The 26,063-nt window shown below is 76.1% G+C and carries 25 protein-coding genes; 14 read left to right on the top strand and 11 right to left on the bottom strand.

Annotated elements, in window-relative coordinates; translation table 11 throughout:
* The first annotated feature begins 86 nt into the window (after positions 1 to 86).
* Both FN207_RS12005 and FN207_RS12000 read left to right on the top strand, forming a co-directional pair.
* Positions 87 to 641, top strand: a complete 555-nt coding sequence (locus FN207_RS12005) for an SRPBCC family protein (protein WP_142458746.1) — start codon at positions 87 to 89, stop codon at positions 639 to 641.
* A complete protein-coding gene (locus FN207_RS12000; protein ID WP_142458745.1) occupies positions 638 to 1,813 on the top strand; it encodes a zinc-dependent alcohol dehydrogenase in 1,176 nt (391 codons plus the stop codon). Before FN207_RS12005 ends, FN207_RS12000 begins: the two co-directional genes overlap by 4 nt.
* On the opposite strand, the gene FN207_RS11995 is transcribed toward FN207_RS12000, so the two are convergent.
* Positions 1,756 to 2,754 (bottom strand): LysR family transcriptional regulator, encoded by a 999-nt coding sequence (locus FN207_RS11995; RefSeq protein WP_142458744.1) that lies wholly within the window; start codon positions 2,752 to 2,754, stop codon positions 1,756 to 1,758. The genes FN207_RS12000 and FN207_RS11995 overlap by 58 nt on opposite strands.
* A 210-nt stretch (positions 2,755 to 2,964) precedes the next feature.
* On the opposite strand from FN207_RS11995, the gene FN207_RS11990 reads away from it, so the two are divergent.
* Entirely contained in the window at positions 2,965 to 3,984 is a 1,020-nt protein-coding gene (locus FN207_RS11990; RefSeq protein ID WP_142458743.1) for a helix-turn-helix transcriptional regulator, read from the top strand.
* Positions 3,985 to 4,266: 282 nt separating this feature from the next.
* On the opposite strand, the gene FN207_RS11985 is transcribed toward FN207_RS11990, so the two are convergent.
* The 7 genes from FN207_RS11985 to FN207_RS11950 form a co-directional block, all read right to left on the bottom strand.
* Entirely contained in the window at positions 4,267 to 4,476 is a 210-nt protein-coding gene (locus FN207_RS11985) for a dodecin (RefSeq protein WP_142458742.1), read from the bottom strand.
* A 54-nt stretch (positions 4,477 to 4,530) separates the two neighbouring features.
* Entirely contained in the window at positions 4,531 to 4,869 is a 339-nt protein-coding gene (locus tag FN207_RS11980; protein ID WP_246066001.1) for a glycoside hydrolase family 3 N-terminal domain-containing protein, read from the bottom strand.
* Positions 4,866 to 6,656, bottom strand: a complete 1,791-nt coding sequence (gene uidA / locus FN207_RS11975; protein ID WP_142458740.1) for a beta-glucuronidase — start codon at positions 6,654 to 6,656, stop codon at positions 4,866 to 4,868. The genes FN207_RS11980 and uidA overlap by 4 nt, the downstream gene beginning before the upstream one ends.
* A 392-nt stretch (positions 6,657 to 7,048) precedes the next feature.
* Entirely contained in the window at positions 7,049 to 8,014 is a 966-nt protein-coding gene (locus tag FN207_RS11965) for an intradiol ring-cleavage dioxygenase (protein WP_142458739.1), read from the bottom strand.
* A gap of 138 nt (positions 8,015 to 8,152) precedes the next feature.
* Positions 8,153 to 8,797: a GAP family protein gene (locus FN207_RS11960; RefSeq protein WP_185938309.1), complete on the bottom strand. Its 645-nt coding sequence runs from the start codon at positions 8,795 to 8,797 to the stop codon at positions 8,153 to 8,155.
* A gap of 25 nt (positions 8,798 to 8,822) precedes the next feature.
* On the bottom strand, positions 8,823 to 9,962 hold the full coding sequence (locus tag FN207_RS11955; RefSeq protein WP_246066000.1) for an AI-2E family transporter: 1,140 nt from the start codon (positions 9,960 to 9,962) through the stop codon (positions 8,823 to 8,825).
* A gap of 132 nt (positions 9,963 to 10,094) precedes the next feature.
* Complete coding sequence (locus FN207_RS11950) at positions 10,095 to 11,048, bottom strand: MIP/aquaporin family protein (protein WP_142458736.1); 954 nt, start codon at positions 11,046 to 11,048, stop codon at positions 10,095 to 10,097.
* A 129-nt stretch (positions 11,049 to 11,177) separates the two neighbouring features.
* On the opposite strand from FN207_RS11950, the gene FN207_RS11945 reads away from it, so the two are divergent.
* Complete coding sequence (locus tag FN207_RS11945; protein ID WP_142458735.1) at positions 11,178 to 11,465, top strand: lipopolysaccharide assembly protein LapA domain-containing protein; 288 nt, start codon at positions 11,178 to 11,180, stop codon at positions 11,463 to 11,465.
* Between the two features lie 31 nt (positions 11,466 to 11,496).
* On the opposite strand, the gene FN207_RS11940 is transcribed toward FN207_RS11945, so the two are convergent.
* Together FN207_RS11940 and FN207_RS11935 are read right to left on the bottom strand one after the other, a co-directional pair.
* On the bottom strand, positions 11,497 to 11,733 hold the full coding sequence (locus FN207_RS11940; RefSeq protein ID WP_142458734.1) for a hypothetical protein: 237 nt from the start codon (positions 11,731 to 11,733) through the stop codon (positions 11,497 to 11,499).
* Positions 11,734 to 11,764: 31 nt separating this feature from the next.
* The gene (locus FN207_RS11935; RefSeq protein ID WP_142458733.1) at positions 11,765 to 12,904 is read right to left on the bottom strand and encodes an inorganic phosphate transporter; all 1,140 of its coding nucleotides are present in this window, start codon (positions 12,902 to 12,904) and stop codon (positions 11,765 to 11,767) included.
* A gap of 327 nt (positions 12,905 to 13,231) precedes the next feature.
* Between FN207_RS11935 and FN207_RS11930 the strand changes: the two genes are divergently transcribed.
* Genes FN207_RS11930 through FN207_RS11920 form a run of 3 tightly spaced genes read left to right on the top strand, consistent with a single transcriptional unit; the run spans position 13,232 to position 15,312 of the window.
* A complete protein-coding gene (locus FN207_RS11930; RefSeq protein ID WP_142458732.1) occupies positions 13,232 to 13,867 on the top strand; it encodes a hypothetical protein in 636 nt (211 codons plus the stop codon).
* A gap of 49 nt (positions 13,868 to 13,916) precedes the next feature.
* The gene (locus tag FN207_RS11925) at positions 13,917 to 14,462 is read left to right on the top strand and encodes a DUF6328 family protein (protein ID WP_246065999.1); all 546 of its coding nucleotides are present in this window, start codon (positions 13,917 to 13,919) and stop codon (positions 14,460 to 14,462) included.
* Between the two features lie 49 nt (positions 14,463 to 14,511).
* The gene (locus FN207_RS11920; RefSeq protein ID WP_142458731.1) at positions 14,512 to 15,312 is read left to right on the top strand and encodes a bestrophin-like domain; all 801 of its coding nucleotides are present in this window, start codon (positions 14,512 to 14,514) and stop codon (positions 15,310 to 15,312) included.
* Between the two features lie 12 nt (positions 15,313 to 15,324).
* On the opposite strand, the gene FN207_RS11915 is transcribed toward FN207_RS11920, so the two are convergent.
* Entirely contained in the window at positions 15,325 to 15,822 is a 498-nt protein-coding gene (locus FN207_RS11915) for an NUDIX hydrolase (RefSeq protein ID WP_142458730.1), read from the bottom strand.
* Positions 15,823 to 16,294: 472 nt separating this feature from the next.
* Here FN207_RS11915 and FN207_RS26925 point away from each other — a divergent pair, with 472 nt between their 5' ends.
* The 7 genes from FN207_RS26925 to FN207_RS11880 all read left to right on the top strand — a co-directional run bounded on the left by FN207_RS26925 (position 16,295) and on the right by FN207_RS11880 (position 25,960).
* The gene (locus tag FN207_RS26925) at positions 16,295 to 18,880 is read left to right on the top strand and encodes a helix-turn-helix transcriptional regulator (protein ID WP_142458729.1); all 2,586 of its coding nucleotides are present in this window, start codon (positions 16,295 to 16,297) and stop codon (positions 18,878 to 18,880) included.
* Between the two features lie 61 nt (positions 18,881 to 18,941).
* Entirely contained in the window at positions 18,942 to 21,590 is a 2,649-nt protein-coding gene (locus FN207_RS11905; protein ID WP_142458728.1) for a winged helix-turn-helix domain-containing protein, read from the top strand.
* A 96-nt stretch (positions 21,591 to 21,686) separates the two neighbouring features.
* Positions 21,687 to 21,893 (top strand): hypothetical protein, encoded by a 207-nt coding sequence (locus FN207_RS11900; protein ID WP_142458727.1) that lies wholly within the window; start codon positions 21,687 to 21,689, stop codon positions 21,891 to 21,893.
* Positions 21,894 to 21,967: 74 nt separating this feature from the next.
* Positions 21,968 to 24,136, top strand: a complete 2,169-nt coding sequence (locus tag FN207_RS11895; RefSeq protein WP_142458726.1) for a helix-turn-helix transcriptional regulator — start codon at positions 21,968 to 21,970, stop codon at positions 24,134 to 24,136.
* Between the two features lie 232 nt (positions 24,137 to 24,368).
* Positions 24,369 to 24,611 carry a hypothetical protein gene (locus FN207_RS11890; RefSeq protein WP_142458725.1) on the top strand — a complete coding sequence of 81 codons (243 nt, stop codon included), beginning with the start codon at positions 24,369 to 24,371 and terminating at the stop codon, positions 24,609 to 24,611.
* A 67-nt stretch (positions 24,612 to 24,678) separates the two neighbouring features.
* A complete protein-coding gene (locus FN207_RS11885) occupies positions 24,679 to 24,870 on the top strand; it encodes a hypothetical protein (RefSeq protein WP_142458724.1) in 192 nt (63 codons plus the stop codon).
* 148 nt (positions 24,871 to 25,018) lie between these two features.
* A complete protein-coding gene (locus tag FN207_RS11880; protein ID WP_246065997.1) occupies positions 25,019 to 25,960 on the top strand; it encodes an HAD family hydrolase in 942 nt (313 codons plus the stop codon).
* The last annotated feature ends 103 nt before the right edge of the window (positions 25,961 to 26,063 follow it).

Here is a 26,063-nt window from a genome sequence, read left to right as displayed (position 1 = left end):
CGCAATCGGTCGTCCTGCCGATGGAGGTCGCCCCGCCGCCGGGCTTCGCTGGAGGGACCCGACCGCCTTCCCCCAGGAGCACGCCGATGGAGCTGACCTCGACGACGACCGTCCTCGCGCCTCCCCAGGAGGTGTACGGCTTCTGGCACCGACTGGAGAACCTGGCCACGTTCATGGCGCACCTGGACGACGTGCGGGTGACCGGACCGAGCTCCAGCCACTGGGTGGCCAGCGCACCGTTCGACACCGTCGTCGAGTGGGACGCCGTGACCACCGGCGACGCCCCGGAACGCATCGCCTGGGCCTCCGTCGAGGGCGCCGACGTCGACACCTCCGGCGAGGTCCTGTTCGTGCCGGCACCGGGCGGGCGGGGCACCGAGGTACGCGTCCGGCTGCGCTACGACGTGCCCGCCGGCGCGCTGGGCAGGGCGGCCGCCAGGTACTTCGGCGACGACCCGTCCCAGGCGCTCGACGACGACCTGCGGCGCTTCAAGCAGGTGGTGGAGACCGGTGAGGTGGTGCGCTCCGAGGGCGCCCCGTGGGGCAAGCGGGCCCGCAGGGAGTTCCCGCAGCGCCCGGCCCGGCCGTTGAGCGACGGGGAACTGCAGGAGCTCCGGGGCCGCAGGGAGGTGCTGGCGTGAAGGCGAACTGCTGGACCGGCCCGAACCGGGTCGAGGTGCAGGACGTCCCCGATCCGGCGATCCTCAACAGCCGTGACGCCGTCGTGCGGATCACGTCGACGGCGATCTGCGGCTCCGACCTGCACCTGCTCGACGGCTACGTGCCGACGATGGAGTCGGGCGACGTGCTGGGCCACGAGTTCATGGGTGAGGTGGTCGAGGTCGGTCCCGGCGTCGACGGGTCGAGGCTGCGGGTCGGTGACCGCGTCGTCGTCCCCTTCCCGATCGCCTGCGGGGCCTGCCTGGCCTGCCGCGCCGAGCTGTACTCCTGCTGCGAGAACACCAACCCCAACGCCGGCGTGGCCGAGAAGATGTTCGGCCACCCGGTGGCCGGCATCTACGGCTACTCGCACCTCACCGGCGGCTTCGCCGGCGGCCAGGCCGAGTACGCCCGCGTGGCGCTCGCCGACGTCAACCCGCTGAGGATCGAGTCCGACCTCTCCGACGAGCAGGTGCTCTTCCTCTCCGACATCCTGCCCACCGGCTACATGGGCGCGGAGATGTGCGACATCCAGGACGGCGACGTCGTCGCGGTCTGGGGTGCGGGCCCCGTGGGGCAGTTCGCGATGGACAGCGCCCGCGTGCTCGGCGCGGAGAAGGTGATCGCCATCGACGACGTCCCGTACCGGCTGGAGATGGCCGCCTCCCAGGGCTACCAGACGATCGACCACTCGGCCACCGACGTCCGCTCCGCCCTGCTGGAGCAGACCGGTGGACGCGGCCCGGACAAGTGCATCGACGCCGTCGGCATGGAGGCCACTCACGGGGCTGCGCACGTGCACCTCTACGACCGGGTCAAGCAGGCCGTCCGATCGGAGACCGACCGGCCGCACGCCCTGCGCCAGGCGATCCTGTCCTGCCGCAGCGGCGGGATCGTCTCGGTGATCGGGGTCTACGGCGGGCTGGTCGACAAGTTCCCGGCCGGCGCCTGGATGAACCGGTCACTCACCCTGCGCACCGGCCAGTGCCACGTGCAGCGGTACATGCGCCCGCTGCTCGAGCGCATCGAGCGCGGCGAGCTCGACCCGACCCGGGTCATCACCCACCGGCTGCCCCTGGCCGAGGCCCCGCACGGCTACGACATCTTCAAGAACAAGGCGGACGGTTGCGAGAAGGTCGTCCTGAAGCCCTGACCGCCCCCTCCCGAAGGGGGACGACGGGGAGCCGAGACGAGGACCTCCGGGTCGTCGACCGCCGCGACGAGGAAGTCGACGAGCCGGCGGACGGCGGGGCGGGCCGGCCGGCGCCAGACGACCTCCAGGTCGAGGGACAAGGGGGGATCGAGCGGCAGCACGACGATCCCGCCCACGCCCATGTGCTCGACGACGCCGAGGATCCCCGGAGCGACGCCGGACCCCGCCGCGACCGCCCGCAGCATCGCCTCGGGGCTGTTGATGAGGTCCGGCTCGACGACGACCTGCCCCAGCCGCGCTCCCCCCGGCAGCAGGTGGTCCACGGTGCGCTGCCAGATGCCGGCGAAGGGGGACAACGGGAACATCACCGTGGACTCGGAACCGAGACCGGCGACCGGGATCTCCGCCCGGTCGGCGAGCGGGTGCCCCAGCGGCAGGACGATCCCGAACAGCACCGAGCCGAGGACGATCCCGTCGAGGTCACGGTGCGCCTGCGGCCGGCTCCAGACGACCGCTGCATCGGCCCGCGCCTGCCGGACCGCCTCGACGGCGTCGTCCCCCGGGCTGGACGTCACGAAGACCTCGAGGCCGGGGATGGCGAGGCCCACCGTCCGCAGCGGGCCGTCGAGGACCCGGTCGGCCATCGTGCAGACGCGCAGGGTCACCTGCTCCCGGCTCGAGACCCCTGCGGACCGCACGTCCTCGCGTGCCCGGTCGACCTCGGCCAGGATCACCCGCGCCCGCTCCGCGAGCACGCGCCCGGCAGGCGTCAGCTCGGCTCCGCGGGGCGTGCGGTCGAAGAGCGTGACGCGCAGGTCCCGCTCCAGCGCACGGATCTGCTGCGAGAGCGACGGGGCGGCGACGTGCAACCGGCGCGCGGCGGAGGAGAAGCGCCGCTCCTCGGCCACGGTCAGGAAGTACCTGAGCTGGCGCAGGTCCACAGGTCAGGCTACCGCCGGAGGCAGGGACGGAGCGGTCGGGTGTTAGGTCAGGACTTCTACCCCTGTGGTTCTACGTCACGGTCCACGCGGTGGACCGCCGCGTACCGCGGTATGAGTACCTGAACCGTGCCCCCCCCCCCCGACCGGTCGAGCAGCCGGTGCGGTCGTGGCTGGGATCGGCCCGCTCCAGCTGAGCTCCCAGGGGGACACATGCGCTCGCACCAGGCCGGTGAACTGCTGCTGGCCGAGACCGCCGCCGCGGCCGGCACCACGTCCGAGCGCGCGCACGCCATGCTCGAGGTCCTCCGCCGGGTCGTCCCGTTCGACTGCGCGTTCCTGGCTCTCGCCGACCCGCTGGGTCACCGCTACCACTCCCTGGTGAGCCTCGACCTGGACGGCGCGACCGTGGAGTTCCTCTCCGGCCCGCAGGTGGCGCGCGACATCGAGGCGACCGGCACCGACCGGGATCGTCCGCCGGTGGGCCCGTCGGACCTGCCCTACCCGGCCGAGGAGCTCCCGACCTGGGCCGAGTGCCTGATCCCGTCCGGTCTCCACGAGGGGCTGGGCGTCGGCCTGTTCGCCCCCGGGGGGCGGCACGTCGGCCATCTCGCGGTGCTGTCCGGCAGCCGGCAGCCACCGTCCCCGGCCATCCGCCGTCGGCTCGGGCGGCTCGCGCCGGTGCTCGCGCACGGCATCGACCCGATGCGTTCCCTGCTCGCTGCCGCCCGCCTGGTCCGGGGCGCCACGGCCGGCGTGGTGCTCCGCGCCGACGGCGGCTGCCAGGCGCTGCCGGGCCTGCCGGCGGATGCCCTGCTGGTCCTCCGCTCACCCGTCCTGGCCGCCGCACGGGAGCGGATCGGCGACGGGCAGGTCTACTCCTCCTTCCTCTGGCCGGTGGGCGGCTCGCACGCCCCCGGCGGGCACGTGCGCGTGACCGTCCTGGCGGCGCCCGAGGACGCGCCGCCGGGGCTGACCGCCGTGGCCCTGCTCTCAGCGGCGAACGACCTGCGCGGACTGACCCCGAGGGAACTGGAGGTGCTGGGCTTCCTGGTCGAGGGGTGCTCCAACCACGAGATCGCCCGCGCGCTGGTGGTGGCGCCGCGGACCGTGGCCGCACACCTCGAGCACGTCCTCGCGAAGCTCGGCGCCCCGACGAGGACACTCGCCGCGGTCCGCGCCGAGCGGGACGGTCTCTACGTGCCGCCCCTCCGCGGCTGCGGCCGCGCGTGACCCGGAGCCCACGGCCAGCAGGATGCATCGACCTCTCGCGGGTCGCGAGCGGAAGCCGACCGGCGTGGGGTCGTGGCAGAGGGCACCGAGGGCGATCCCGGTTGATCGACCGGTGTCCACGCGTTGTGAGAGTCCCGGCGTCCGGCCCACGGGGTCCCCACGACCGACCCCGGACGGCACCTCAGGGTCCGGACGTGAAGCGCGCGACGGTCACGTCGGGTCTGTGGGGTCTCTTCCGACGCGAGCACCGGCTCCGACCGGAACCGGTCGGCGCAGCGCGGCTCAGTCGTCGACGCGGAAGCCGATCTTCAGGCGGACCTGGAAGTGGGCCACGCCGCCGTCGACGACCTGACCACGGATCTCCTCGGTCTGGAACCACTCGATGTTGTGCACCGTCCGGGCGGCCTTGGCGATCGCCGTGCGGATCGCGTCGTCGACGCTGTCCGGGCTGCTGCCGACGATCTCGCTGAGCCGGTACACGTGGTTGCTCACGACTGACCTCCCGGGTCGGCGTCGCCCGGTGGCGACCCGACCCACCCTGGCACGTCAGCGACGTGGGTTGCGCCCGCACAGCGGCGTCCGCTCGATGTCCACGCCGGGGCCGAGGACGACGTGCACGCCCAGCGCCCGGGCCTCCCGGCCGACCGCGGCGCCGACCCGCTCGGCCACCGTCGGGTCCCAGCTCGCCCCCACGGCCACGGCCGGCGGGAAGCAGGTCGCCGGCACGCTGTCGTGGAGGCCCAGGTGATCGCTCGCCCCGGCCTGCAGGCGCACACCGTGCGGGCCGTCGGTGAGCACCAGCGACGGCACACCGGCCTCCGGCACCGGGGTGGTGGACCAGGAGTCCCGGCCGATGGGCAGCGCGGCCTCCTGCTCCAAGGTCACCGGCGCCACGGCCCGGGGCCGCGCCAGCGGCGGCGGAGGGCCGACGCGGCCGCCTTCGGCCTGCGGTCGCGGGTGAAGACGCCCTTCTTGTTGCCGTCGACCCGGATGATCCCGGCCTTGGTCGCGAAGTCGGCGAAGTTCCAGACGTGCTCCCCGATCACGGCGTCGACCTGGTCGAAGGCGCGGTGGTACGTGTCGAGGAACTCGACCTGGTACTCCTCGCTCCAGGGCTGCGGCAGCGCGGAGTGCAGACCGGCGACGGTGTCGGCGCCGTACTCGGTGACGATGATCGGCTTGCCGTGCCGCGCCCACGCCTGCAGCTCCGCGAGCAGCGCCGGGCCGGCGGCGGCGAGGTCGCCGGTCTGCGTGTACCAGCCGTAGTAGCGGTTGACCATCAGCACGTCGGCGAACTGGCTGAGCTGGTCGCCGTCGGCCGAGGCCAGGATCTGGTTGACGTACCCCACCGGCCGGGTGGGGTCGAGGTCGCGGGTGAGGGTGAACAGCGGCTCGAAGTAGGCCCGCGCGGAGTCGGTGTGGGCCTCCGGCTCGTTCGCGATGCTCCACAGGACGACGCAGGGGTGGTTCTTGTCGCGCGCCACCAGCTCCCGGATCGCCTGGGCGTGGACCTCGCGGCCGGCGTCGCCGATGGCCTCCGCCGAGAAGGTCGGCGGGTAGGACCGGCCGGTGATCCCGCCGATCATCCCGAGGTTCTGCCCCACCGCGGCCGTCTCGTCGATGACCACGATGCCGTGCCGGTCGGCGTACTCGAGGACCTCCTCGGCGTACGGGTAGTGCGAGGTGCGGAACGAGTTGGCGCCGATCCAGTCCAGGAGCGCGAAGTCGTGGACGAGGTGGACGTCGTCGTGGCCCTTGCCGCGCACCGGCAGGTCCTCGTGCTTGCCGAACCCGGTGAAGTAGAAGGGCTCGCCGTTGATCAGGAACTCCGTGCCGCGGACCTCGACGGTGCGGATGCCGACGGGGAGCACGTAGGCGTCGACGACGTCCGCCCCGTCCACCAGCTCCACGCGCAGGTCGTGGAGGTGGCCCTCACCGGGACGCCACGGGTGGACGTCGGGCACCTCCAGGGTCCCCGTCGCACCCCGGCCGGACGCCACCTCCTCCCCGGTCGCGTCGCTCAGCACGACGCGGCACTCCAGTCCGTCCGCGCCCTCGGCCTCCACGCGGTAGTCGACGGTGCCGGTGCTCCCGGACAGGCCGGTGACGACGGTGACGTCGCTGACGTGCGCCGCCGGGGTGCTGTACAGCCAGACCGGCCGGTGCAGTCCCGCGTAGTTGAAGAAGTCGTGGAAGTAGTCCTGCCTCGGCCCGCCCGGCCCGTCGCTCACGATGCCCGGGGGCACCGACTCCCACGTGAGCCGGTTGTCGACGACCGCCGTGACGCGGACCTCCTCGCCGGGCCGGACGTGCGCGGTGACGTCGGCCTCGAACGGCGTGTACCCGCCCTCGTGCCGGACGACCTCCTCGTCGCCGACCCACACGACCGCGCGGTGGGTGGCGGCGTCGAAGCGCAGGACCACCCGCTGGCCGGCCCAGCCCCGGGGCACCCGGACGGTGGTCTGGTACCAGACGTCACCGACGTGGTCGCGGACCGCCGCGTCGACGAGGACGTCGTTGTAGCTGGCCGGTACGGGCATCTCCACCGACTGCGCCAGCGGGGCCCGCCACCAGCCGGCGTCGCGCCCCTCCCCGGTGGGGTCGGTGCGGAAGCGCCACAGTCCGTCGAGGCGCCTCCGCTCGCGGGTGGGACCGTCCTGGGGACGCAGCACAGTGGTTCCTCCTCCGACCGGGCACGGTCGATCGGCGTGGGTGACGGGTGGTCCGGGGGCGGACGGCGGGTGGCGCCGCCGGTCCGGGGAGCGGTCAGGCGGCGGAGGACACCGGGGACGGGTCGTCGGGCAGCCCCTGGCGGGCCTCCCGCCGCGCGGCCTGGCGGTCCGGGTCGGGCACGGGCGAGGCCAGCAGCAGCCGCGGCGTGTAGAGGTGTCGGGTTCTGCGTCACCTGGGCGGCAGGGCCCTGCTCTACGGTGCGCCCCCGGTACACGACGGCCTCCCCTCATCCCATCCCAGCGGCAGCGGTCCGGCAACCGATTGCCTCTTGTTGCCGGGTCGCTACGGCGTGATCCCAGGTTCACGGGGCTCCCTCCGCGGAGGTCACGGGTCAGGCCGGCGGGGCGGGCGGGGCGCCACCGGGGCCTCCGCCGGGCGCACCCGAGGGAGCGCCGTCGCCGCCGGGGGCCGTGCCGCCGCCGGTCGGGGTCGTGGTGGTGTCCACGCCGACGGCGAGGGTGACGATGTAGCCGCCGCGGACGTCGCCGGTGACGGTGGCCAGCTGGCTCGCGCCGGAGTCGTCGCCGAAGACGTTGTCGCCGTCGAGGCTCACCCGGGCGAGGTTGGACACCGACGCCTCGTAGCCGGGAGTGGCGTACACGGTGTCGCAGACCTCCTGCGGCAGCGCGACCTGGGAGGTGGCGATCGCGTTCGCCGAGTCGGTGATGGACGCCTGGTCGGGATGGACCTCGACATGGACGTGCGGCCACCGCCCGGAGTAGCAGGCCGGGAAGACGCTGGTGAAGGTGACCGTGCCGGCGGCGTCCGCCACCTGGACGCCGCGCAGGTAGTTCTGGTCGGTGATCCCCTCGGAGTACAGCGAGTAGCCGCCCTCGCGGGTGCAGTGCCACACGTACACCGCGACCCCCTCGAACGGTGCGCCCCCGTTCGCCAGGTCGCTGATCGTCAACTGCAGCGTCATCGGCACGCCCTCGGCGGTGCCGCTGAGGTCCCCGAAGCTCGAGCGGATGTCGCTGCGCACGATCCCGGACTGCTCGAGGACGTCGGGGCCGTTGGAGCCGTCCCCGGGATAGGGGCCGGCGGTCTCATCGGGGATCTCCCCCGCCACCGCGAGAGCCGCAGACGACGAGCTCGAGGCCACCGTGGAGGTGCCCGACCCGCCGCCGCACGCCGCCAGGCCGAGGCCGGCGGCGCCCAGGCCGAACAGGCCCAGCAACCGCCGCCGGCTCACCAGTGTGTCGAGGTCGAAGCCGAGCCCCTGGTCGACGACCTCCTCCCCGGGCCGGGGCAGACGGCGGCCCTCGAAGGTCGGGCCGGACGGGAGGTGCTGGGACACGCGTGCTCCTCGGACTCGGTGGCTCGTGCTCGACCACCGTCGGCCGCGGAGTTGGTCCACCGCTGTTGCTCGGCTGTGAGGAGGCTGGGGCGCGCCACCCGTCAGGAGCGCGCGGCGGTCCCGACCGCCGGGGAGTGCTCAGCGGGCCTCGGCGAGGCCCTTGGCGATCAGCCACACCCCGACGCCGGCGAAGCAGACCGTGAGGATCGTGTCCTGGTGCGCCCGCCCCCAGGCCACGGCGCGGGCCGGCCGGTCCCCGGAGGGGATCGACCCGGACACCGCCATCGCGAGGGCGACGATCGCCGGGGCGAACCACACCAGGTTGTAGACGACCACCTGCACGACGGCCCCGGTCCTGGCGGCGGCGCTCGCGCTGATGGCGCTCAGCGCGGCGAGGTAGAAGACGCCGGGCAGGTGGGTGAGGACGCCGGCGGCCGCCGCGCCGGCCGGTGACAGCCGGCGCGGGCGGGAGCTCGCGGCCGGTGCGTCCGGCCGGGACCGGCGCAGCCACCCGAGCCGGGCCGCGACCGCCGCGAGCAGGGCGACCACCCCCAGGAGGACGAGGACCCGCGCGCGCAGCTCGAAGGCCGTCCGCGCCGACAGCGTGTCGCCCACCGCGAGGACCACCGCGACGCCGATCGTGAGGCTGACGGCCAGGCCCGCGAGGAGGTAGACGGCGAGCAGCCGCCGGGGCCGGGTGCCCACCAGCATCGCCCAGACGACGGCGGCGGCCGTCGGCCGGACGATGCTGACCACCGCGAGGACCAGCGCCTCGCTGCTCACCGCCGGGCCGTCGCGTGCGGAGGGGTCACGGCACCGGGGTCGCGGCACCGGCCGCGGCGACGTCGGGGGACGGCTCGTGCCCCCGGCGCCGGCGGTCGCGCGCCGGGCGTGGCGGTCGTTCCAGGCTGCCGGCCAGGGCGATGGCCCACCGCGCGGTCGGGTCGACGTCGACGAGCAGGGCCTTGGCCAGCAGGGTCAGGGGGATGGCCAGCAGGGCACCGATCGGGCCGATCAGCCACGTCCAGAAGACCAGCGCCACGAACGTCGTCGTCATCGCCAGCCCGACCGAGTCCCCCACGAAGCGGGGCTGGATCAGCGACTGGATCACGAAGTTCAGGACGCTGTACACGCCGATGACCAGGAGCATCTCCTGCACCCCGCCGGTGAGCAGGGCCAGCAGCGCCGGCGGGACGAGGCCGATGACGAACCCGATGTTGGGGACGAAGTTGGTGAGGAAGCTCAGCAGCGCCCACAGCAACGGGAGCGGCACGCCGATGATCCACAGCGCGACGCCGTCCAGGACGCCGACGATCAACCCGAAGACCGCCGTCACCACGAGGTAGTTGCGGGTGCCCGCCGCGAAGGAGCGCAGCGCCGTCTCCAGCTGGGGCCGGTCGGCGGCGGTGGCCGCGAGCCGCTGGTCGATGCCGCCGGCCTCGACGCTCAGGAAGAGCATGAGGCAGAGCAGGAACACCAGGAACGACGCCAGGCCCGACAGCCCGGCGAGGACGGTGCCGATCAGCGCCACCAGCTTCGCCGGGTCGATGGCCTTGACCGCATCGTCCAGCTGACCGGGTTGCACGCCGAGGCCCTGCAGGCTGCTCGCCACGGACGCCAGCGTCTGGTCCGCCTGGTCGGCGTACTGCGGCAGGAGGGCGGCGAGCCGGGCGATCGACACCACGAAGACGAGGGCGAAGACGGCCAGCACCCCGACGACCAGCAGGACCAGCACGAGGGTGGCCAGCCACGCGGGCCACCCGTGCCGGAGCAGCGCTCCCTGCACGGGGCTGATCGCGATGACGATCATCAGCGCGAGGAAGACGGGCCCGACGAGCCAGGCCACGGCGTGGACGCCGGCCAGCACGAGGACGGCCGAGCCGGCGCCCAGCAGCATGACCAGCGACCGCGGCAGGACCGGCCGCTCCGCCGGGTGCCCGGCGGGCACGGGTCCCCCGGGCGGCGGCCCGTCCGGGGTGATCCCGTCCCGCGGCCGGGGCGCCGCCGGAGCCCCGGCCGCGGATCCGTCGACGGGCGCAGCGGGCGGACCGTCCGGCGCGGGTGTCCTCATGGGCCGACGCTAGGAGCGCGACACGCCGCCGGGCTCACCCCGTTGAGGTGGGACGACGGCACCGGTCTGCCCGTCCTCGCCCCGGGCGGGCGCGGCCGGGGCGGGGGCCGCGGTCGGGGTGCCGTCGACGGGACCGGTCTGCCAGTCCTCGCCCAGCGTCCCCTGGGCGGCGTCACGGCCGCTGTGACCGCCACCGGCACCCCGCAGCACGAAGGCGAAGCCCACGGCGACCATCGCGCCGAGGACGGGACCGAGCAGGTAGGCCCACCACGCGGTCCAGTCCCCGAGGACGAACGCCGGGCCCAGCGACCGGGCGGGGTTCATGGAGGCGCCGCTCACCGGCGACCCCCACAGCCCGGCCAGGGCGATGTAGCTGCCGACGCCGATCGCGGCGATCGGTCCCAGCTGCTGCGCCCCGGAGGACACGCCGAGGATGGTGCTGACCAGCCCCGCCGTCAGGACGACCTCCCACAGCATCGCCGTCGTGGTCGAGATCCCCGCGCCGGGCAGGGTGAGCCCGGCGCTGCCCTGCTGACCGAGGAGCGCCCACAGCAGCAGGGTCGCGAGGACGGCACCGAGGAGCTGCGCCACGACGTAGGCGGGCACCCGCCGCCAGGGGAAGTCGCCCCGCAGCGCGAACGCGATGCTCACGGCCGGGTTGAGGTGGGCACCGGAGACGGCGCCCATGAACAGGATGATCGCCGCGACCATGAGGGCCGGTGCGACGACCAGGGCCCCGTAGGGCACGGCCGACCCGCCGAAGCGGGCGCTGACCATCCCCCCGCCGACGGCGACGAGGACCAGGAAGAACGTCCCGAGCAGCTCGGAGAACAGCCGCCGTCCCTCGTAGCGGCGGTCCCAGAAGTCGAACTCGTGCAGCATCGAGTTGGGCGTGCCCTGCGAGCGCAGCAGCTGCTGCCTGCTCGCGCGGGCCCGCGCGGCCGCGGATCCGTCGTCGGTCATCGCCACCTCCGGGCATCGGTTCCCGCGGCGACCGTTTCAGCGCCCGCGCCGGGCGCGCCCCACCCCTCCCGGGTGAGGCGCGCGCCCGCCGGCGGTCCCTAGCGTCCGGGGCCTGCGGAGGAGGCGGTCATGGTCCAGCAGGGTTCCGCTAGCACGACCGGCCCGGCGGAGGCGCCCGCCGGTGGACGTCTCAGCGGCGGGCTGGTCGCCACGCTCGCCGGCGGTGGGCTGCTCGGCGCGTTCATCGCCCAGAACACCCAGGACGTCACGCTGCAGTTCCTCTTCTGGAGCTTCACCTGGCCGCTGTGGCTGTTCACCGTCGTCGTCGCGGTCCTCGGGGCGGTCCTGTGGATCGGGCTGGGCGTGCTGCGCCGGCACCGGCGCCGGGTCGCCCGGCGGGCCGCACGCGACGACTGACCCCGCGACGACCGACCCGCGACGTCCCGGCTCAGGCGACGATCAGGTACAGCCCGTAGCAGACGAGCAGCCCGGCGGCGAGCAGGCAGAGCGCGGCCAGCGCCGTGCCCGCGGCCGAGCGCGTGCCCGGGGCGCCGTCGCCGCCGGACCCCCGTGCCGGGGAGCCGGACAGCCCGAGGACGGCGAACGCGACCAGCAGGACGACGGTCACGGAGGCGGCGGCCGCGACGACCGCGATGGCGGCGAGCGTCGCCCAGTCCACGTGCACGGCAGGTTCCTCCCCGGGGGCTCTCGCGGGCTCAGGCGGCCGTGCCGACGGGCACGTCGGCGGCGGCCGGCCGCGGGACGTCGTTGACGTTGGCCGCCGTCACCGGGTTGCGGCGGGACACGGCGTAGATCCCCGCGGCCAGGGCGGCCGCGCCCACCGCGACGACGACCACCCCGGCGGTGCCGGTCGCCGCGAGCCACGAGGCCGCCGCGCCGACCAGCGCCGCCGACGGGAGGGTGAAGCTCCAGGCGAGCACGATCCGCCCGGCCACCCCCCAGTGCACGGACGCCAGCCGGCGGCCCGCTCCCGCTCCGAAGATCGAGCCCGTGCACACCTGCGTGGTCGACAGCGGCAGCCCGAGGTGGGTCGAGGACAGGATGACCGCGGTGCTGGTGGTCTCGGCGGTGAAGCCCTGGGCCGACTCGATGTCGCTCACCCGCCGGCCGAGGGTGCGGATGATCCGCCAGCCGCCCATGTAGGTGCCCAGCCCGATCGCCAGCCCGGCCGCGAGGACGACCCAGAAGGGCGGCGGCGACCCCGGTGCCAGCAGCCCCGCGGTGATGAGGGTCAGCGTGATCACGCCCATGGTCTTCTGCGCGTCGTTGGTGCCGTGGGCCAGGGCGACCATCGACGCCGAGACCCGCTGGCCGGCGGTGAAGCCCCGCGCGACGACCTCCGGCCGGGCCCGCGCGGTGGTCCGGTAGGCCAGGTAGGTCGCGACGACGGCGATCAGCGCGGCCACCACGGGCGCCAGCAGGGCGGGCAGCACGATCTTGTTCAGCACCGCCTCGAAGTCGATCGCGCCGACCCCGCCCGCCACCCAGGTGGCGCCGATCAGGCCGCCGAACAGCGCGTGCGAGGAGCTGGAGGGCAGCCCGAGCAGCCAGGTGAGCAGGTTCCACAGGATCGCCCCGGTCAGCCCGGCGAAGACCACGACCGGGTCGATGAGCGTCTCGTCGACCAGCCCGCCGGAGACCGTCCGCGCCACCTCGACCGACAGGAAGGCCCCGGCCACGTTCAGGCAGGCGGCGATCGTGACGGCGGTCCGGGGCGTGAACGCGCCGGTGGCGATCGAGGTGGCCATGGCGTTGGCGGTGTCGTGGAAGCCGTTCGTGAAGTCGAAGGCCAGCGCGGTCACCACGACCAGGACCACGATCAGCGACACGTCCATGGACCGCGCCCCTCCCCCGGCCGCGCCGCCCGCGCCGCACCGGAGGGTGCTGCGGCGGCGAGGGGGCAGCGTGCGGGCCGCCGGACCGGGGCCGCATCACCCCCCGAGGACGAGGGGCCGCTCCCGGCGCCCGCGCCGCCGGAGCCCCGTCCCCGGGCCGGATCCGGACCGCGCCCGGGCCGGCCGGCGCGGCTCATCCCTCCCGGGGGACCCGGAACCCGGCGCACCCGGCGAGGCTCCGGAGGGCCGGCACCCCCGCACGGCGGGCGCCGGCCGCCGCCTCCAGCCGACCGGACCCGGGAGCCCGCTCATGGACAGGACAGGCTCGTGAACAGGACGGACCGCCCCGTCGTCCCCGACGGGCTCCCCCGGCTCCAGGCGGGGTTCCACCCGGACCCGGAGCAGGGGGCCTGCCTGATGGAGTACGTCTCCGTCCTCGCCGGGACGACGTTCTCCGACCACCCCCGCTGCACCGACCCCACCCTGGCCGAGCTGGCCCGGCTCGTGAACGACGCCTCCACCGACGAGGGCCGGCCGCTGCTGGCCGCCTTCGCCCCCGCCCTCGTCGCCACCGGCCCCCTCGGCGACCCGTCCCGGACGGCGGCCGTCGTCCGCGCCACGGTGCGGACGGCCGCCGCGGCACTGGACGACCCCGCCGGCCTCGACCGGCACCTCGCGCGCGCCGAGCGGCGGTGCACCCGCGTCACCGGCACCGGCTTCCTCGCCGGCCTCGCCCGGTGGCTGGAGCCGCTGCACCGGCAGGGACCGGGCCGCCACCGGCTGGACACCGCGGTCACCGCGCTGACGGCGCTCCCCGGGCCGCGGCGGGACGCCGCGCTGCGCGGCACCCTGGCCGCGGCGGTCGCCGCCGCCACCCCGCTCGTCCCGCAGCGGCAGGCGCCTCCCGGTGTCGATGCCGGCGCCGGGGGTGGGGACCCCGGGCCGCTCGCCCGCCGGGGCTGAGGACCGGGTGCCCGTCCAGGAGGTCCCGCCCCCCGGACCCGGCGGGGCGGTGGCGGGCGGCCTCCTGGACGCCACCCCGGCGGTCCGCGCGGCCGAGTCGCGGGGCGAGACCGTCGACCAGGTGCTCGACCGCAACCTCGTCGAGCTGCTGCAGGAGCTCCGGGTCGCCTTCACCGGCGTGCAGATCCTCTTCGCGTTCCTGCTCGGCCTGGCCTTCACCCAGCGCTTCACGGAGGTCGACGGCGTCGGCCTGGCCGCCTACACGACGGCGCTGATGACCGCCGCGCTGGCGACCCTGGTCCTCATCGCCCCGGTCTCCTTCCACCGGCTGGTGTTCCGCCGACGCCAGAAGGCCGCCCTCGTCGCCGTCGCCGACCGGCTGCTCATGGTCGGCCTGGCCCTGCTCATCCCGGCGATCAGCAGCTCCGTCCTGCTGATCCTCGACATCGCGCTCGGCCGCTGGCAGGCGATCGTGGGCAGCTCCCTCACGGTCGTGGTGGCGGTCCTCACCTGGTACGTCCTCCCGCTGGTCGTGCGCCGCACCGGCCACGGCGTCATCCCGCACCGGCACCACGGCGCCCGGGAGGACGCATGAGCCGCCCGGTGGCCCGGGACCTGACCCGGCGCGGCCCAGGGAGCGCAGCGTGTCCTTCTTCGGACTGAGCACCTGGGTCCTGGTCGCCGTCCTGGGCGGGATCGTGCTGGGCGCGACCGTCGCCGGCCTGCTCGTCGGCCGCTCGCTGTCGGCCCGCTCCGACCGCCTGCGTGAGCCGGTCGGGGTCCTGCAGGCCGCACTGGTCGGCTTCATGGGCCTGGTGCTGGCCTTCGGGCTGAGCCTCGCGGTCGGGCGCTACGAGTCCCGCCGGGCCGACGTCGTCGCCGAGGCCAACGCCATCGGGACGACGTACCTGCGCGCGCAGACGCTGGCCGAGCCGGTGCGCAGCGAGTCGCTGGCGCTGCTCCGGGAGTACACGCGGACCAGCGTCGCGATCTCCGGCGTGGTCCCCGGCACCCCGGCCCACGAGCGCACCGTCGCCGCCAGCGCGGCGTACCAGGACCGCCTGTGGGCCCTGGCCGGGCAGGCCCTGGAGGCGGCTCCGGCCGACAGCGCACCGCGGCTCTACGTCGAGACGCTCAACGAGATGTTCGACGCGCAGGCCGACCGGGTGTACGGGCTCACCAACCGCGTACCGACCGCCATCCTGGTCCTGGAGGTGGCCGGCGCCGCCGTCGCCATGGCGGTCCTGGCCCTGCACCTGGCCACCCTCGGCCAGGGGGTCCCGACGGTGCTGATCGCGTCCGCGCTGGTCACCGTCCTGCTCGTCGTCACCTTCGACCTCGACCGCTCCACCCGCGGCCTGATCCGCGTGCCGCCCACACCGCTCGTCGACGTGGGCACCTCGATGACCGGGCCACCCGCCGCGACCGCACCCGGACCGCCCTGACGGGTGCCCGCGTCAGGTGAGCAGCGGCGGTTCCCCGATCGCCAGGGCCTGGGCCACCCAGAGCCGCACCGGGGGCGACATGGGCAGACCCGCGATCTCGGCCTCGGGCACCCACGCGGCCTCGCTGGTCTCGTGCTGGTCTCCGTGCGGCAGGCCACCCAGCGCGCGGGCCCGGAAGAGCAGCGCGAACTGCTGGCGGACCTCGCCGTCGACGGCGCGGACCACGTGCCCGGGGTCGGTGAACAGGCCGGCGAGCCCGGTGACCTCGATCCGCACCCCCGTCTCCTCGGCGGTCTCCCGGACGGCGGCCTCGACGGCGGTCTCGCCGACGTCGACGCGGCCGCCCGGAAGCTCCCAGGTGCCGCTGTCGCACCGGCGGACGAGCAGCAGGGTCCCGTGGTGCCAGCGCACCGCGACGAAGACCGAGGGGGCGACCAGGCTCGCGGGCGGCGCCAGGGGGTCGTGGAAGTACACCTGCCGGGTGAGGACCGCGCGGTCGATCGTCGTCATGGCCGTAGCCCCCTGGGTGCTCCGGGAGTCCCTCGCCCGAGCCTCCCGCGTCCCGGGCCTGGCGACCATCGTCCGGACGGGGTGAACCGTGCGCGCCACTGCGCGTGTCGCCCGGTCCGCCGGGTCCCGCGCGGCCACCGGACGCGGGCGGCAGGGTCGGAGGACCCAGCGCGGTCGGGTCGTCCGACCCTGGCCGCCCCGTCCGGGCGCGGGAGGGTGGACCTGCACCCGGGGCCCCGTCCCGGGGTCACGACGCGCCCCTCCTCCCCCGGGTCGAGGCGGACCGGACGGGCGAGCGACCCGTCCGGCACCGGCCCGTGACCGCGGAACGGGTCCGGGTGGCACCAGGCAGGGACGGGGCCGCGAGGAAGGGGACCGACGCAGCGCCGTCCGACGTCCGGACGGCCGGTGGGCAGGCGCCGCCACGCCCGGGCTCCGGCCACGGGCCACCGCTCCGAGGAGAGGAGGGGACATGAGCCGCGTGGCCCGGTCCAAGACGACCGTCCCCCACCTCCCCCCGGAGTTCGTCCGCCGTCCCGACCTGGTGACCGTTCTGGACCAGGGCGCGGACCGGACGCTCACCCTCGTCTGCGCACCCCCGGGGTACGGGAAGACCCTCCTGCTGGCCGACTGGGCCCGGAGCCGGGACGTCCCCTGCGCGTGGGTGGCCCTCGACGAGGACGACGACGCGCCGCCGCGGCTCTGGGCGTCGGTCCTCGCCGCCCTGGTCACCTGTCCCGCGGTGCCGGCGACGAGCCGGCTGCACCGGCTCGTGGTCCCCCGGACGACGGTGGGCGCGGACTTCCTCGCCGACCTGCTGTGGGCCCTCGCGGCCGTGCCGACGCCGATCCGGCTCGTCCTCGACGACGCCCACCTCCTGCGCAGCCGGGAGGTGCTGCACGGCCTGCACCTCGTGCTCCGCCACTGTCCCGGGAACGTCCAGGTGGTGCTCGCCAGCCGGTCCGACCCGGCGCTGCCGGTGGCGCGGCTGCGCCTGGAGGAGCAGCTGTGGGAACTGCGGACCGGCCAGCTCGCCTTCTCCCCCGCCGAGACGGCGGCCCTGGCCCGGCGCTGCGGGCTGCAGCTCACCCGCGGGCAGGCCGACGCGCTCCGGTCCCGGACCGGCGGGTGGGTCGCCGGCATCCGGCTCGCCGCCCTCCGGCTGCGGGAGCACCCCGAACCCGACGCCTTCCTCGCCGCCTTCTCCGGGGACGACCGCCCCGTGGCCGACTACCTGGCCGGCGAGGTGCTCGCGAACATCCCGGACGAGCAGCGCGACCTGCTCCGGCGGACCAGCATCGCCGACCCCGTGCCGGCCGCCCTCGCCGTCGAGCTGACCGGCCGCGCCGACGCCGCCGACGCGCTCACCGCCCTGACGCGCACCACGGGACTGGTCGTCGCCTCCGGTCCGCACCGCACCGAGTTCCGCGTCCACGGGCTGATGCGGTCGTACCTGGCCGCCGACCTCCACCGCCACGGACCCGCCCTGACCGCGCAGCTGCACCGGCAGGCGGCCCTGTGGTGGGCGGCCTCCGACCGGCCCGTGGAGGCCCTGCGGCACGCGGCCGAGGCGGCCGACGCCTCCCTGGTGACCGCGCTGCTGCACCACTGGGCGCCGGAGCTCGTGGCGCGCGGGGAGCTGGCCGAGCTCGGCCGTGCGCTGGTAGCGGCCGGGGACGACGCGACCGACGCCTGGCTCCCCCTCGTGGCGGCGCAGATCGACCTCGGGACGGGCGGCCTGCGGGCGGCGCGGACCCGGGTCCGGGCAGCCGCGGCCCGGACTCCGCACCCCGGCGACGGGGACCTCACCGCGTTCCGGGACGCCACCGCCGGCATGGCGGGCCTGCCGGCTCCCCGCACGGCCGCGCCCACGCCCGGCGACCCGGCCCTGGCGGCCCTCCTGCTGGCCGGCCGGGCCGCCGCCGGCATCCTCTCCGGGTCCGACGACGGACCGGCCGCCGCGGCCGGCCTCCTCGACGACCTCGAGGCCGCCCTCGCGATCGCGCGGGACCGGCGGCTGGAGCTCCTCGAGCTGCAGTGCCTCTGCCTCATCGGGGGGGCCGCCGCGGTGTCCGGGGAGAACGCGCGGGCCGCGGCTGCCGCCGGCGCGGCCGTCGCGACGGCGACCGCCCACGGGTGGCACGAGACGGCGTGGACGTCGGCTGCCTGCGCCGTGCTGGCACACGCCTCCCTGGGGCGCGCCTCGCCGCAGGGAGCGCTCGACGCCGCCGCCGAGGGACTGCGGATTGCATCGGACGACCAGGACCCGGCCGTCCGGTTCGCGCTGCGCAGCGCGCGGGGCGGCGCGCTGTTCGACGTCGGCGACCGGATCGGCGGCCTGCTCGAGCTCCAGGAGGCCCACGCCCAGCTCGGCGGGCTGCCCGTCCCCGCGGCGCTGGCGGCCTCGGCGGTGCTGCTCGAGCACCGCGCGGCCCTGCTGATGGGCTCGTCGACCGCCGCCGCCACGTCGGCCGGCCGACTCCTCCGGGGCGGGTGCGCCGACGGCGAGCGGACCCTGCTGCGGGCCTGGTCCGAGGCGGCCGCGGGGTCCCCCCGGGCGGCCCGGGCGTCGGTGGTGCCGCTGCTCGACGGCAACCTGGCGCCGCTCCTGCCGTCGACCCTGGTGGAGGCGTGGCTCGTCGAGGTCTGGGCCGCCCTGCGCCTCGACGACCGTCCGGGCGCGCGGCAGGGGCTGCAGGCGGCCCTCGACACGGCCGAGCCGCTCGACGCGCTGCGCCCCTTCGCGCTCGCCGGTCAGGGCCTGCGGGTCCTGCTGGTGGACCAGCTCGGCGGGGTCCGCGACCCGTCCGCGTTCGCCTTCCGCTGCCTGTCGGCCCGGCAGCGGGTGCGCCGGCCGTCGGACCCGCGGCTGAGCGCGCGGGAGCAGGACGTCCTCGTCGAGCTCCTCTCGCTGAGCAACCTCGGGGAGATCGCCGAGGACCTCGACGTGTCGGTCAACACGGTCAAGAGCCACGTCCGTGCCATCTACGGCAAGCTGGGCGTGACCAACCGGCGGACCGCGGTCCTCACGGCGGTCGAGCGGGGGCTGCTGACATGACCCCCGGAGCGCTCCGGGCCCGTCCCGTCCCGCGTCGGAGCGGGACCCGGATCCGCACCCGGTGACCTCCGCCGACGACGACGAGGAGCCCGCCATGGCCCTCCCCCGCGACGCACCACTGCGGTTCCCCGCACGCAAGGGCGTCGTCCCCTCGCTGCCCGCCGGGTTCGTGCCCCGCCCCCGGCTCCTCGAGCGGCTGGACGAGGCCGGTCCCGACCAGGTGGTGGTGGTCAGCGCTCCCGCCGGATCGGGCAAGACCCTGCTGCTGGCCGAGTGGGTCCGCGACCGGGAGCAGCTCGAGACGGCGTGGGTGCGGCTGGACTCCGACGACAACGACCCCCGCCGCCTGTGGTCGGCGGTGGTGGCCTCGCTGCTCGCCGTCCCCTCGGCGGGCCGGGACGACCGCCTCCGGCGCCTGGCCGGGGTGACACGGTCCGACGGGGTGGACGTCGCCGAGGAGCTCGCCGACGTGCTGGACACCCTCGGCACGCCGGTCCGCCTCGTCCTCGACGACGTGCACGAGCTGACCGGGCGCGAGGTGCTCCACGACCTCACCCGGGTGGTCCGCCAGCGGCCCGCGGGCGTGCGGCTCGTGCTCGCCAGCCGGGCGGACCCGCCCGTCTCCATCCCCCGGCTCCGGCTGGAGGGCCGGGTGCACGAGCTGCGGGCCGACGCCCTCGCCTTCACCCTCCCCGAGACCACCGCACTGCTGGAGACGACGGGGCTCGCGCTGACCCCACCGCAGGTGGCCACGCTGCAGGCGCGCACCGAGGGCTGGGCCGCCGGACTCCGGCTCGCCGTGCTCGCGCTGCGCCGCACCGAGGACGCGGCGGGCTTCCTCACGAGCTTCTCCGGCGACGAGCGCTCGGTCGCCGAGTACCTGACCGGCGAGATCCTCGACGGCCTCGACCCGGACACCCAGGACTTCCTCGGGCTGGTCAGCGTGTGCTCGCCCCTGCCGGCCGCCCTCGCCGTCGCTCTGTCGCAGCGCGGCGACGCCGAGCGGGTGCTCGACGACCTCCGCCAGGAGACGGCCCTCGTGGAGCGGACGCCGCGCGGCAGCTACCGCATCCAGCCCCTCCTGCGCTCCTACCTCGTCGCCGACCTGGCGCGGCAGCGGCCCCGGGCCCACCGCCAGGCGCAGGCGACCGCCGCGCGGTGGTGGTCGGCGAACGGGCAGCACGTGCACGCCCTGCGGCACGCCGAGCGGTCCGGCGACGGGGACCTGACCGGCTCCCTGGTCCGGGGGGCGGGCGTGCCCCTGCTGCTGGGCGGGGACCTGGGACCGCTGCGTCGTGCGCTCGCGGCCGTGGGTCCGGGTGCGCGCACGGCCGATCCCTGGCTGGCGCTCACCGCGGCGATCACCCACCTCGACGCCCGCGCGCCGGCCGCCGCGGCGGCGGAGCTGGAGAACGCCCGGCGGGCGTGGCCCGACACCCCGGACGCCGGGCTGGTGGCGCTGCGGGCCAGCGCCGAGCTGCTGGCCTCGGGCCTGGGCCTCGACGTCGGACAGTCCCGCCCGTCCCCCGACGCCGCGGACCAGGACCGGTCCGACCTGGCGGCGCTGCTGCACGCCAGCCGCGGGGCCGCCGAGTTCGGCAACCCGGGAGGCACCGACGTCGACCACGCCCGCGCCGAGCTCAAGCAGGCCCTCGACCTGGCCCGTGCGCTCGACCTCGGCTACCTCGAGGTCCAGTCGCTGTCCATGCTGGCGACGCTCGCCGCGATGCGCGGCGACCTGCGGGAGATGACGGAGACGGCGCAGCGGGCCGTGACCGCGGCGGCGACCCGGGGCCGGCACCCCTCGGAGTGGTCGGCGGCACCCGTGGGGATGCTCGCCTACGGCTGCCTCCTCCGCGGGGACCCGGAGGCCGCGTCCGCCCACGCGCAGGAGGTGCTCGGGCTCGGGGACCAGCTCCCGCCGGAGGCCGCGTACACCCTGCACGCCGTGCACGGCGCCGCCCTCGCCGACCGCGGGCACCGGGCGGCCGGCCTCGCGGAGGTGCAGGCGGCACGCGAGGCCTTCGGGGCGACCCCCGCACCGCCGTCGATGGCGGCGGCCCTGGCGCTCCTCGAGCACGGGGTGGCGCTGCTGAGCGGGAACCCCTCCGCCGCGGCCGAGGTGGCGGCCTGGCTGGCCGCACGGGTCTCCCGGACCGGGGAGACGCTGCTCCTGCGGGCCCGGGAGGAGATGGCCGCCGGGCGGTTCGCAGCCGCGCAGGCATCCGTGACCCCGGTGCACGACCCGGCGACGCCGCTGCTCCTGCCGCAGACCGCGGTGGAGGCGCACCTGGTGGACGCCGAGTGCGCGCTGCAGGCCGGCGACCTGCCGGCCGGGCGCGCGTCGCTGGAGGCAGCGCTCGTGCGGGCGGAGTCCGTCGGCGTGGCGCGGCCCCTCGCCCTCGCGGGACCGCTCACGCAGGAGCTCCTCGACGCCGGGCCGGCCCGCCGGGGACGGGCGCGGTTCGACGCCGAGGTGGCCGCCGCCCGCGCGGCGCTCGTCTCCCGCCCGGCCGTTCGGCTCAGCGAGCGCGAGCTCGCGGTGCTCGCGCTGCTGCCCTCGCTGCTCAACGCCCGGGAGATCGCCGAGGAGTTCACCGTCTCGGTGAACACGGTGAAGACCCACATCCGCTCCATCTACGCGAAGCTGGGCGTCTCGTCCCGGCGGGCGGCCGTGCGGCGGGCCCAGGACAGCGGGCTGCTGCCGTGAGGCGTTCACCTGGGCCGGGTGAGGCGCCTCCCGGCCACCGGCGCGACGGTGGGGCAGTCATGGGTCCGCCCAGGGACGACGCGACGGAGGCCCGACATGCCGGATCGGACGTACGAGGTCCGGGTGACGGGACGCCTGTCCCGGCGCGCACGTGACGCCTTCGCCGGCATGGACGTCGCCGAGGTGACGGCCGAGACGGTCATCTCCGGCCTGGTGCACCAGGACGAGGACCTGCACCAGCTGCTCGCGAGGATCCAGTCACTGGGCCTGCACGTCGTGTCCGTCCAGCAGGTGGCGCCCTGAGCCGGCCGCCGGGGTACCGGGCGCGGCCCACCCCGCGCGACCTCCCGGTCGAGGTCCTCGAGTCGAAGCTGTTCGTGCCGGCCACCCGGCGCGGGGTCGTCCCCCGGCCGGGGCTGCTCGCCCGTCTCCAGCGCGCCCGCGGTACGCCGGTCGTCGCCGTGGTCGCCCCCGCCGGGTACGGGAAGACCACGCTGCTGGTCCAGTGGTCGGAGGCCGACGACCGCCCCGTCGCCTGGGTGTCGCTGGACCCCCAGGACGACGACCCCGTCGTCCTGCTGACCCACCTCGCCGTGGCCCTCGACCGCGTCAGCACGCTGCCTGCCGGGACGTTCGAGGCGCTGCGGTCGCCGGGGACCTCCGTCCAGGCCACCGTGGTCCCCCGCCTCGGGGCGGCCCTCGCGCGCCCGCCCCGGCCGCTCGTCCTGGTCGTCGACGACGTGCACCACCTCCGGGAGGGGCCGTCCCTCGACGCGCTGGTGACGCTCGCCGGCCACGCCCGCGGGACGACGCAGATCGCCCTCGCCGGGCGCGGGATGCCGGTGCCGCTCGCCCGCCTCCGCGCCCAGGGCCGTGTGGTCGACGTCGGGACGCACGACCTGGCCTTCTCGGACGGAGCGGCCCGTTCCCTGCTGCGGGCCGCCGGAGCCGACCTCCCCGACGACGAGGTGGCCGCGCTGGCCCGCCGCACCGAGGGATGGGCAGCCGGGCTCTACCTCGCCGCACGCGCGCGCACGGCCTCCCGGCGGCCCGGCGCGGACGGTGGGGAGCGGCTGGCCGGCGAGTACCTGCAGGCGGAGCTGCTCACCGGCCTCGCGCCGCAGGACCTCGACCTCCTGACCCGCACGTCGGTCCTCGACCGTCTCTGCGGCGCCCTCTGCGACGCGGTGCTCGACCGGTCGGGATCGGCCGCGGAGCTGGAGCGCCTGCAGGGGGACAACCTCTTCCTGGTGCCGCTCGACGGCCAGGGGACCTGGTACCGCTACCACCCGATCCTCCGCGACCTGCTGCGGGCGCGGCTGGACCGCACCGGAGGCGACGCGGCCGGCGGCCTGCTGCGGCGGGCCGCCGCATGGTGCGAGGCCGACGGCCGGCCGGAGGCGGCCCTCCGCTACGCCCAGGAGGCCGGGGACGTCGACCGCGTCGCGCGGATCGCCGTCGCCCTCGGCCAGCCGATGTACGCGGCGGGCCGGTCGGCCACCCTCCTGGACTGGTTCACCTGGGTCGACGAGCGGGGCGCGGTGGAACGGCACCCGGCGATGGCGGCGCTGGCGGCCTACCTGTGCGCGCTCACCGGCCGGCCGGCCGCGGCCGACCGCTGGGCGGACCTGGCCGAGCGCTGGGCGGACCGGCGGCCGGCGGCCGACGACCCGGAGCGCACCGCCATGTGGCTCACCGCGGCGCGGGTGGTCATGTGCCGCGGTGGTCCCGAGCAGATGCGGCGCGACCTCGAGGAGGCCGGCCGCCGCCCCGGTGCCGGTTCGGCCGCCGACGTGGACTACCCGATGCGCCTCTTCCTGCACGGCGTGGCCGCCCTGCTCCTCGGGGACGACGACGGCGCGGCCGCGTGGTTCGACGACGCGGCCGAGATCGTCGACGGGACCCAGCGGCCGCCCCTGCTCACGGCGGTCCTCTCCTACCGGGCCCTGCTGCAGCTGCGGCAGGGCGACTGGCGCGCCGCGGAGGCGCTGGTCGAGCGGGCGCGGTCGGTCGTCCGCCGCGCGCACACCGAGTCGCACGTCACCAGCGTCCTGGTCTTCACCCTCGCCGCCCGTGTGGCGCGGCACCGGGGGGACCCCGCCGGGGCCCGCGCCTGTCTCGGCGAGGCCCAGCGGCTGCGCCCGCTGCTGTCGCACGCGCTGCCCTGGGTGGCGGTCGAGGCGCTGCTCGAGATGGCCGAGGTCGCCCTCGGCCTGGGCGATGCGGGCGGGTCCCGGGTCTTCGTCCGCGACGCCGAGGCCGTGCTCCGGCGCCGCCCCGACCTCGGGGTGCTCGGCAAGCGGACCGACGAGGTGCGCGGACGGCTGGGCTCGCTGCAGGCGGGCACGGCGACCCTGACGACGGCGGAGCTGCGGGTCCTCCCCCTCCTGCTGACGCACCTCACGCTGGAGGGCATCGCCGACCGGCTCTCCCTGTCCCGGCACACCGTGAAGGCCCAGGTCTGGTCGGCCTACCGGAAGCTCGGCGTCCACACCCGCGGCGACGCCGTCGCCCGGGCCCAGGAGCTCGGCCTCCTCGAGACCTGACCCACCTGCCCGACACCGCCCGCGGATGGGCCACATCGTCCGATGTGGTGGCGGCGGGCGTCCCCCAGGCTGGGTCGGCGGTGCCCTCCGGGAGTGCAGGCGTACGACGCCACCACGGGGCACCCCGGACGCGCCGGAGGCGATCGCCGTGGAGGACCTGTCGACGGACGTCCTGGGAACCCGGTCGCCCGGAGTCCCTCCGCTCCGGGCGGACCTCCTCCCGGGGGGAACGGTGCCCACTGACGACGAGCGCCTCGAGCGCAGCCTCGCGTTCTCCCGGACCCACGTGTCCGACGACGGGCAGGTGACGATCCGGCGCGCGCCCGCGCCACCCGGGTACTCCGGCGCCCGGTTCACCGGCACCTGCGCCATCTGCGTGCGCGCGGGCCTCCTCGCGCCTGGAGGTGAGGCTCTGGCCGACGTCCGCGCCGCCGTCCGGTTCCTGGCCACGCACGACCACGGCGAGGCCGACTGACCCGGCGCGGCGTCCCCACCCCTCCGGGGTGGGGACGCGACGACGCTCCCGGAGGACGGTGCCGTCCATGGACGACGCAGCGGAGCAGACGACGTCGGTCCCCCGGTCGGGAGTCCGCACCGGCCGGCCGGCCGCCCACCACGGCGACCTCGCGAGCGCCCGATGGCACCGCGACGGCGCGTGGTTCCTCGCCGGGTGCATCGGCACCGGAGCCGTGCTGGGCGCCGCGGTCGCCGCCGTGCGGGGCCCCCAGCACTGACCCGGTTCGCCCGGCGCGGGTGATCCGCCGTCGCGGTCCGGCACGGAGGCTCGCCGCCATGCCCTCGCCCCGTGCCGTGCCCCAGCGTGCCGTGCCGTCCCCGCGCGCGGTGCCCGCGCCTCCCGCGGGAGCCTCCTCCCGGGACGCCGTGCGTCTCACGGCCTCCGACGGGGTGCTGCCGAGCTGGCGCCCCGGACCCGCCCGCGACGCGGTCCTCGCCTTCGTCGACCGGGTCCGGGGAGCCGGCGACGCGGCACCGGTCCCGGTGGAGCAGCGGGTCGCCGTGTTCGACAACGACGGCACGCTGTGGTGCGAGAAGCCGATGCCGGTCCAGCTCGACTTCGTCCTGCGGCGCCTGGTCGAGATGGCGCAGGCCGATCCCTCCCTGGCCGGCCGGCAGCCGTGGAAGGCCGCCGTCGAGCGGGACGCGGCGTGGCTGGAGAGCGTCATCACCGACCACTACGCCGGCGACGACCGCAAGGCGCACGTCCTCATGGCCGGGGTCCTGGCGGCCCACGACGGCGTCGACGTCGAGGACTTCGAGCAGCTCGCCGGGACCTTCCTGCGGACGACGTCGAACCCGGTCCTGCACCGGAGCTACCTCGAGTGCACCTACCGGCCGATGGTCGAGCTGCTCGACCACCTCGCGGCCCACGGGTTCACCAGCTACATCGCCTCCGGCGGCGGCCGCGACTTCGTGCGCCCGGTCAGCGACGAGCTCTACGGCATCCCGCGGGAGCGGGTCATCGGCAGCACCGCCGCCCTGGCCTGGACCGGCGGCCCGGACGGCGGCACGGTCACGCACACGCCCGTGCCCGAGTACCTCGACGACGGCCCCGAGAAGCCGGTCCGGATCTGGAGCCGCGTGGGCCGCCGGCCGCTGCTCGCCGCCGGCAACAGCAACGGCGACGGCCCGATGCTGGACTTCGCCCGGCACGACGGCCTGCCCTCCCTGCGCCTGCTCCTCCGCCACGACGACGCCGACCGCGAGTTCGCCTACACCGGCGGCGCCGAGGAGGCGCTGGCCGGCGCCGGGGACCGGGGCTGGACCGTCGTGAGCATGCGGGACGACTGGGCCACCGTCTTCTGACCGGCGACCTCCTGACCGGCGACCCCGTCCCGCACCGGCGGTCACCCGCCGCGGGCGAGGTGGTCCCCCACGGGAGACACGACGCTCCGGGTGCCGGTCCCCG

Origin of the sequence: Geodermatophilus aquaeductus (assembly GCF_900182545.1) — a bacterium.
Taxonomy (GTDB): Bacteria; Actinomycetota; Actinomycetes; order Mycobacteriales; family Geodermatophilaceae; genus Geodermatophilus; species Geodermatophilus aquaeductus.
The sequence above is the reverse complement of the archived record's forward strand: the minus strand, read 5'-3'. Positions and strand labels throughout refer to the sequence as shown.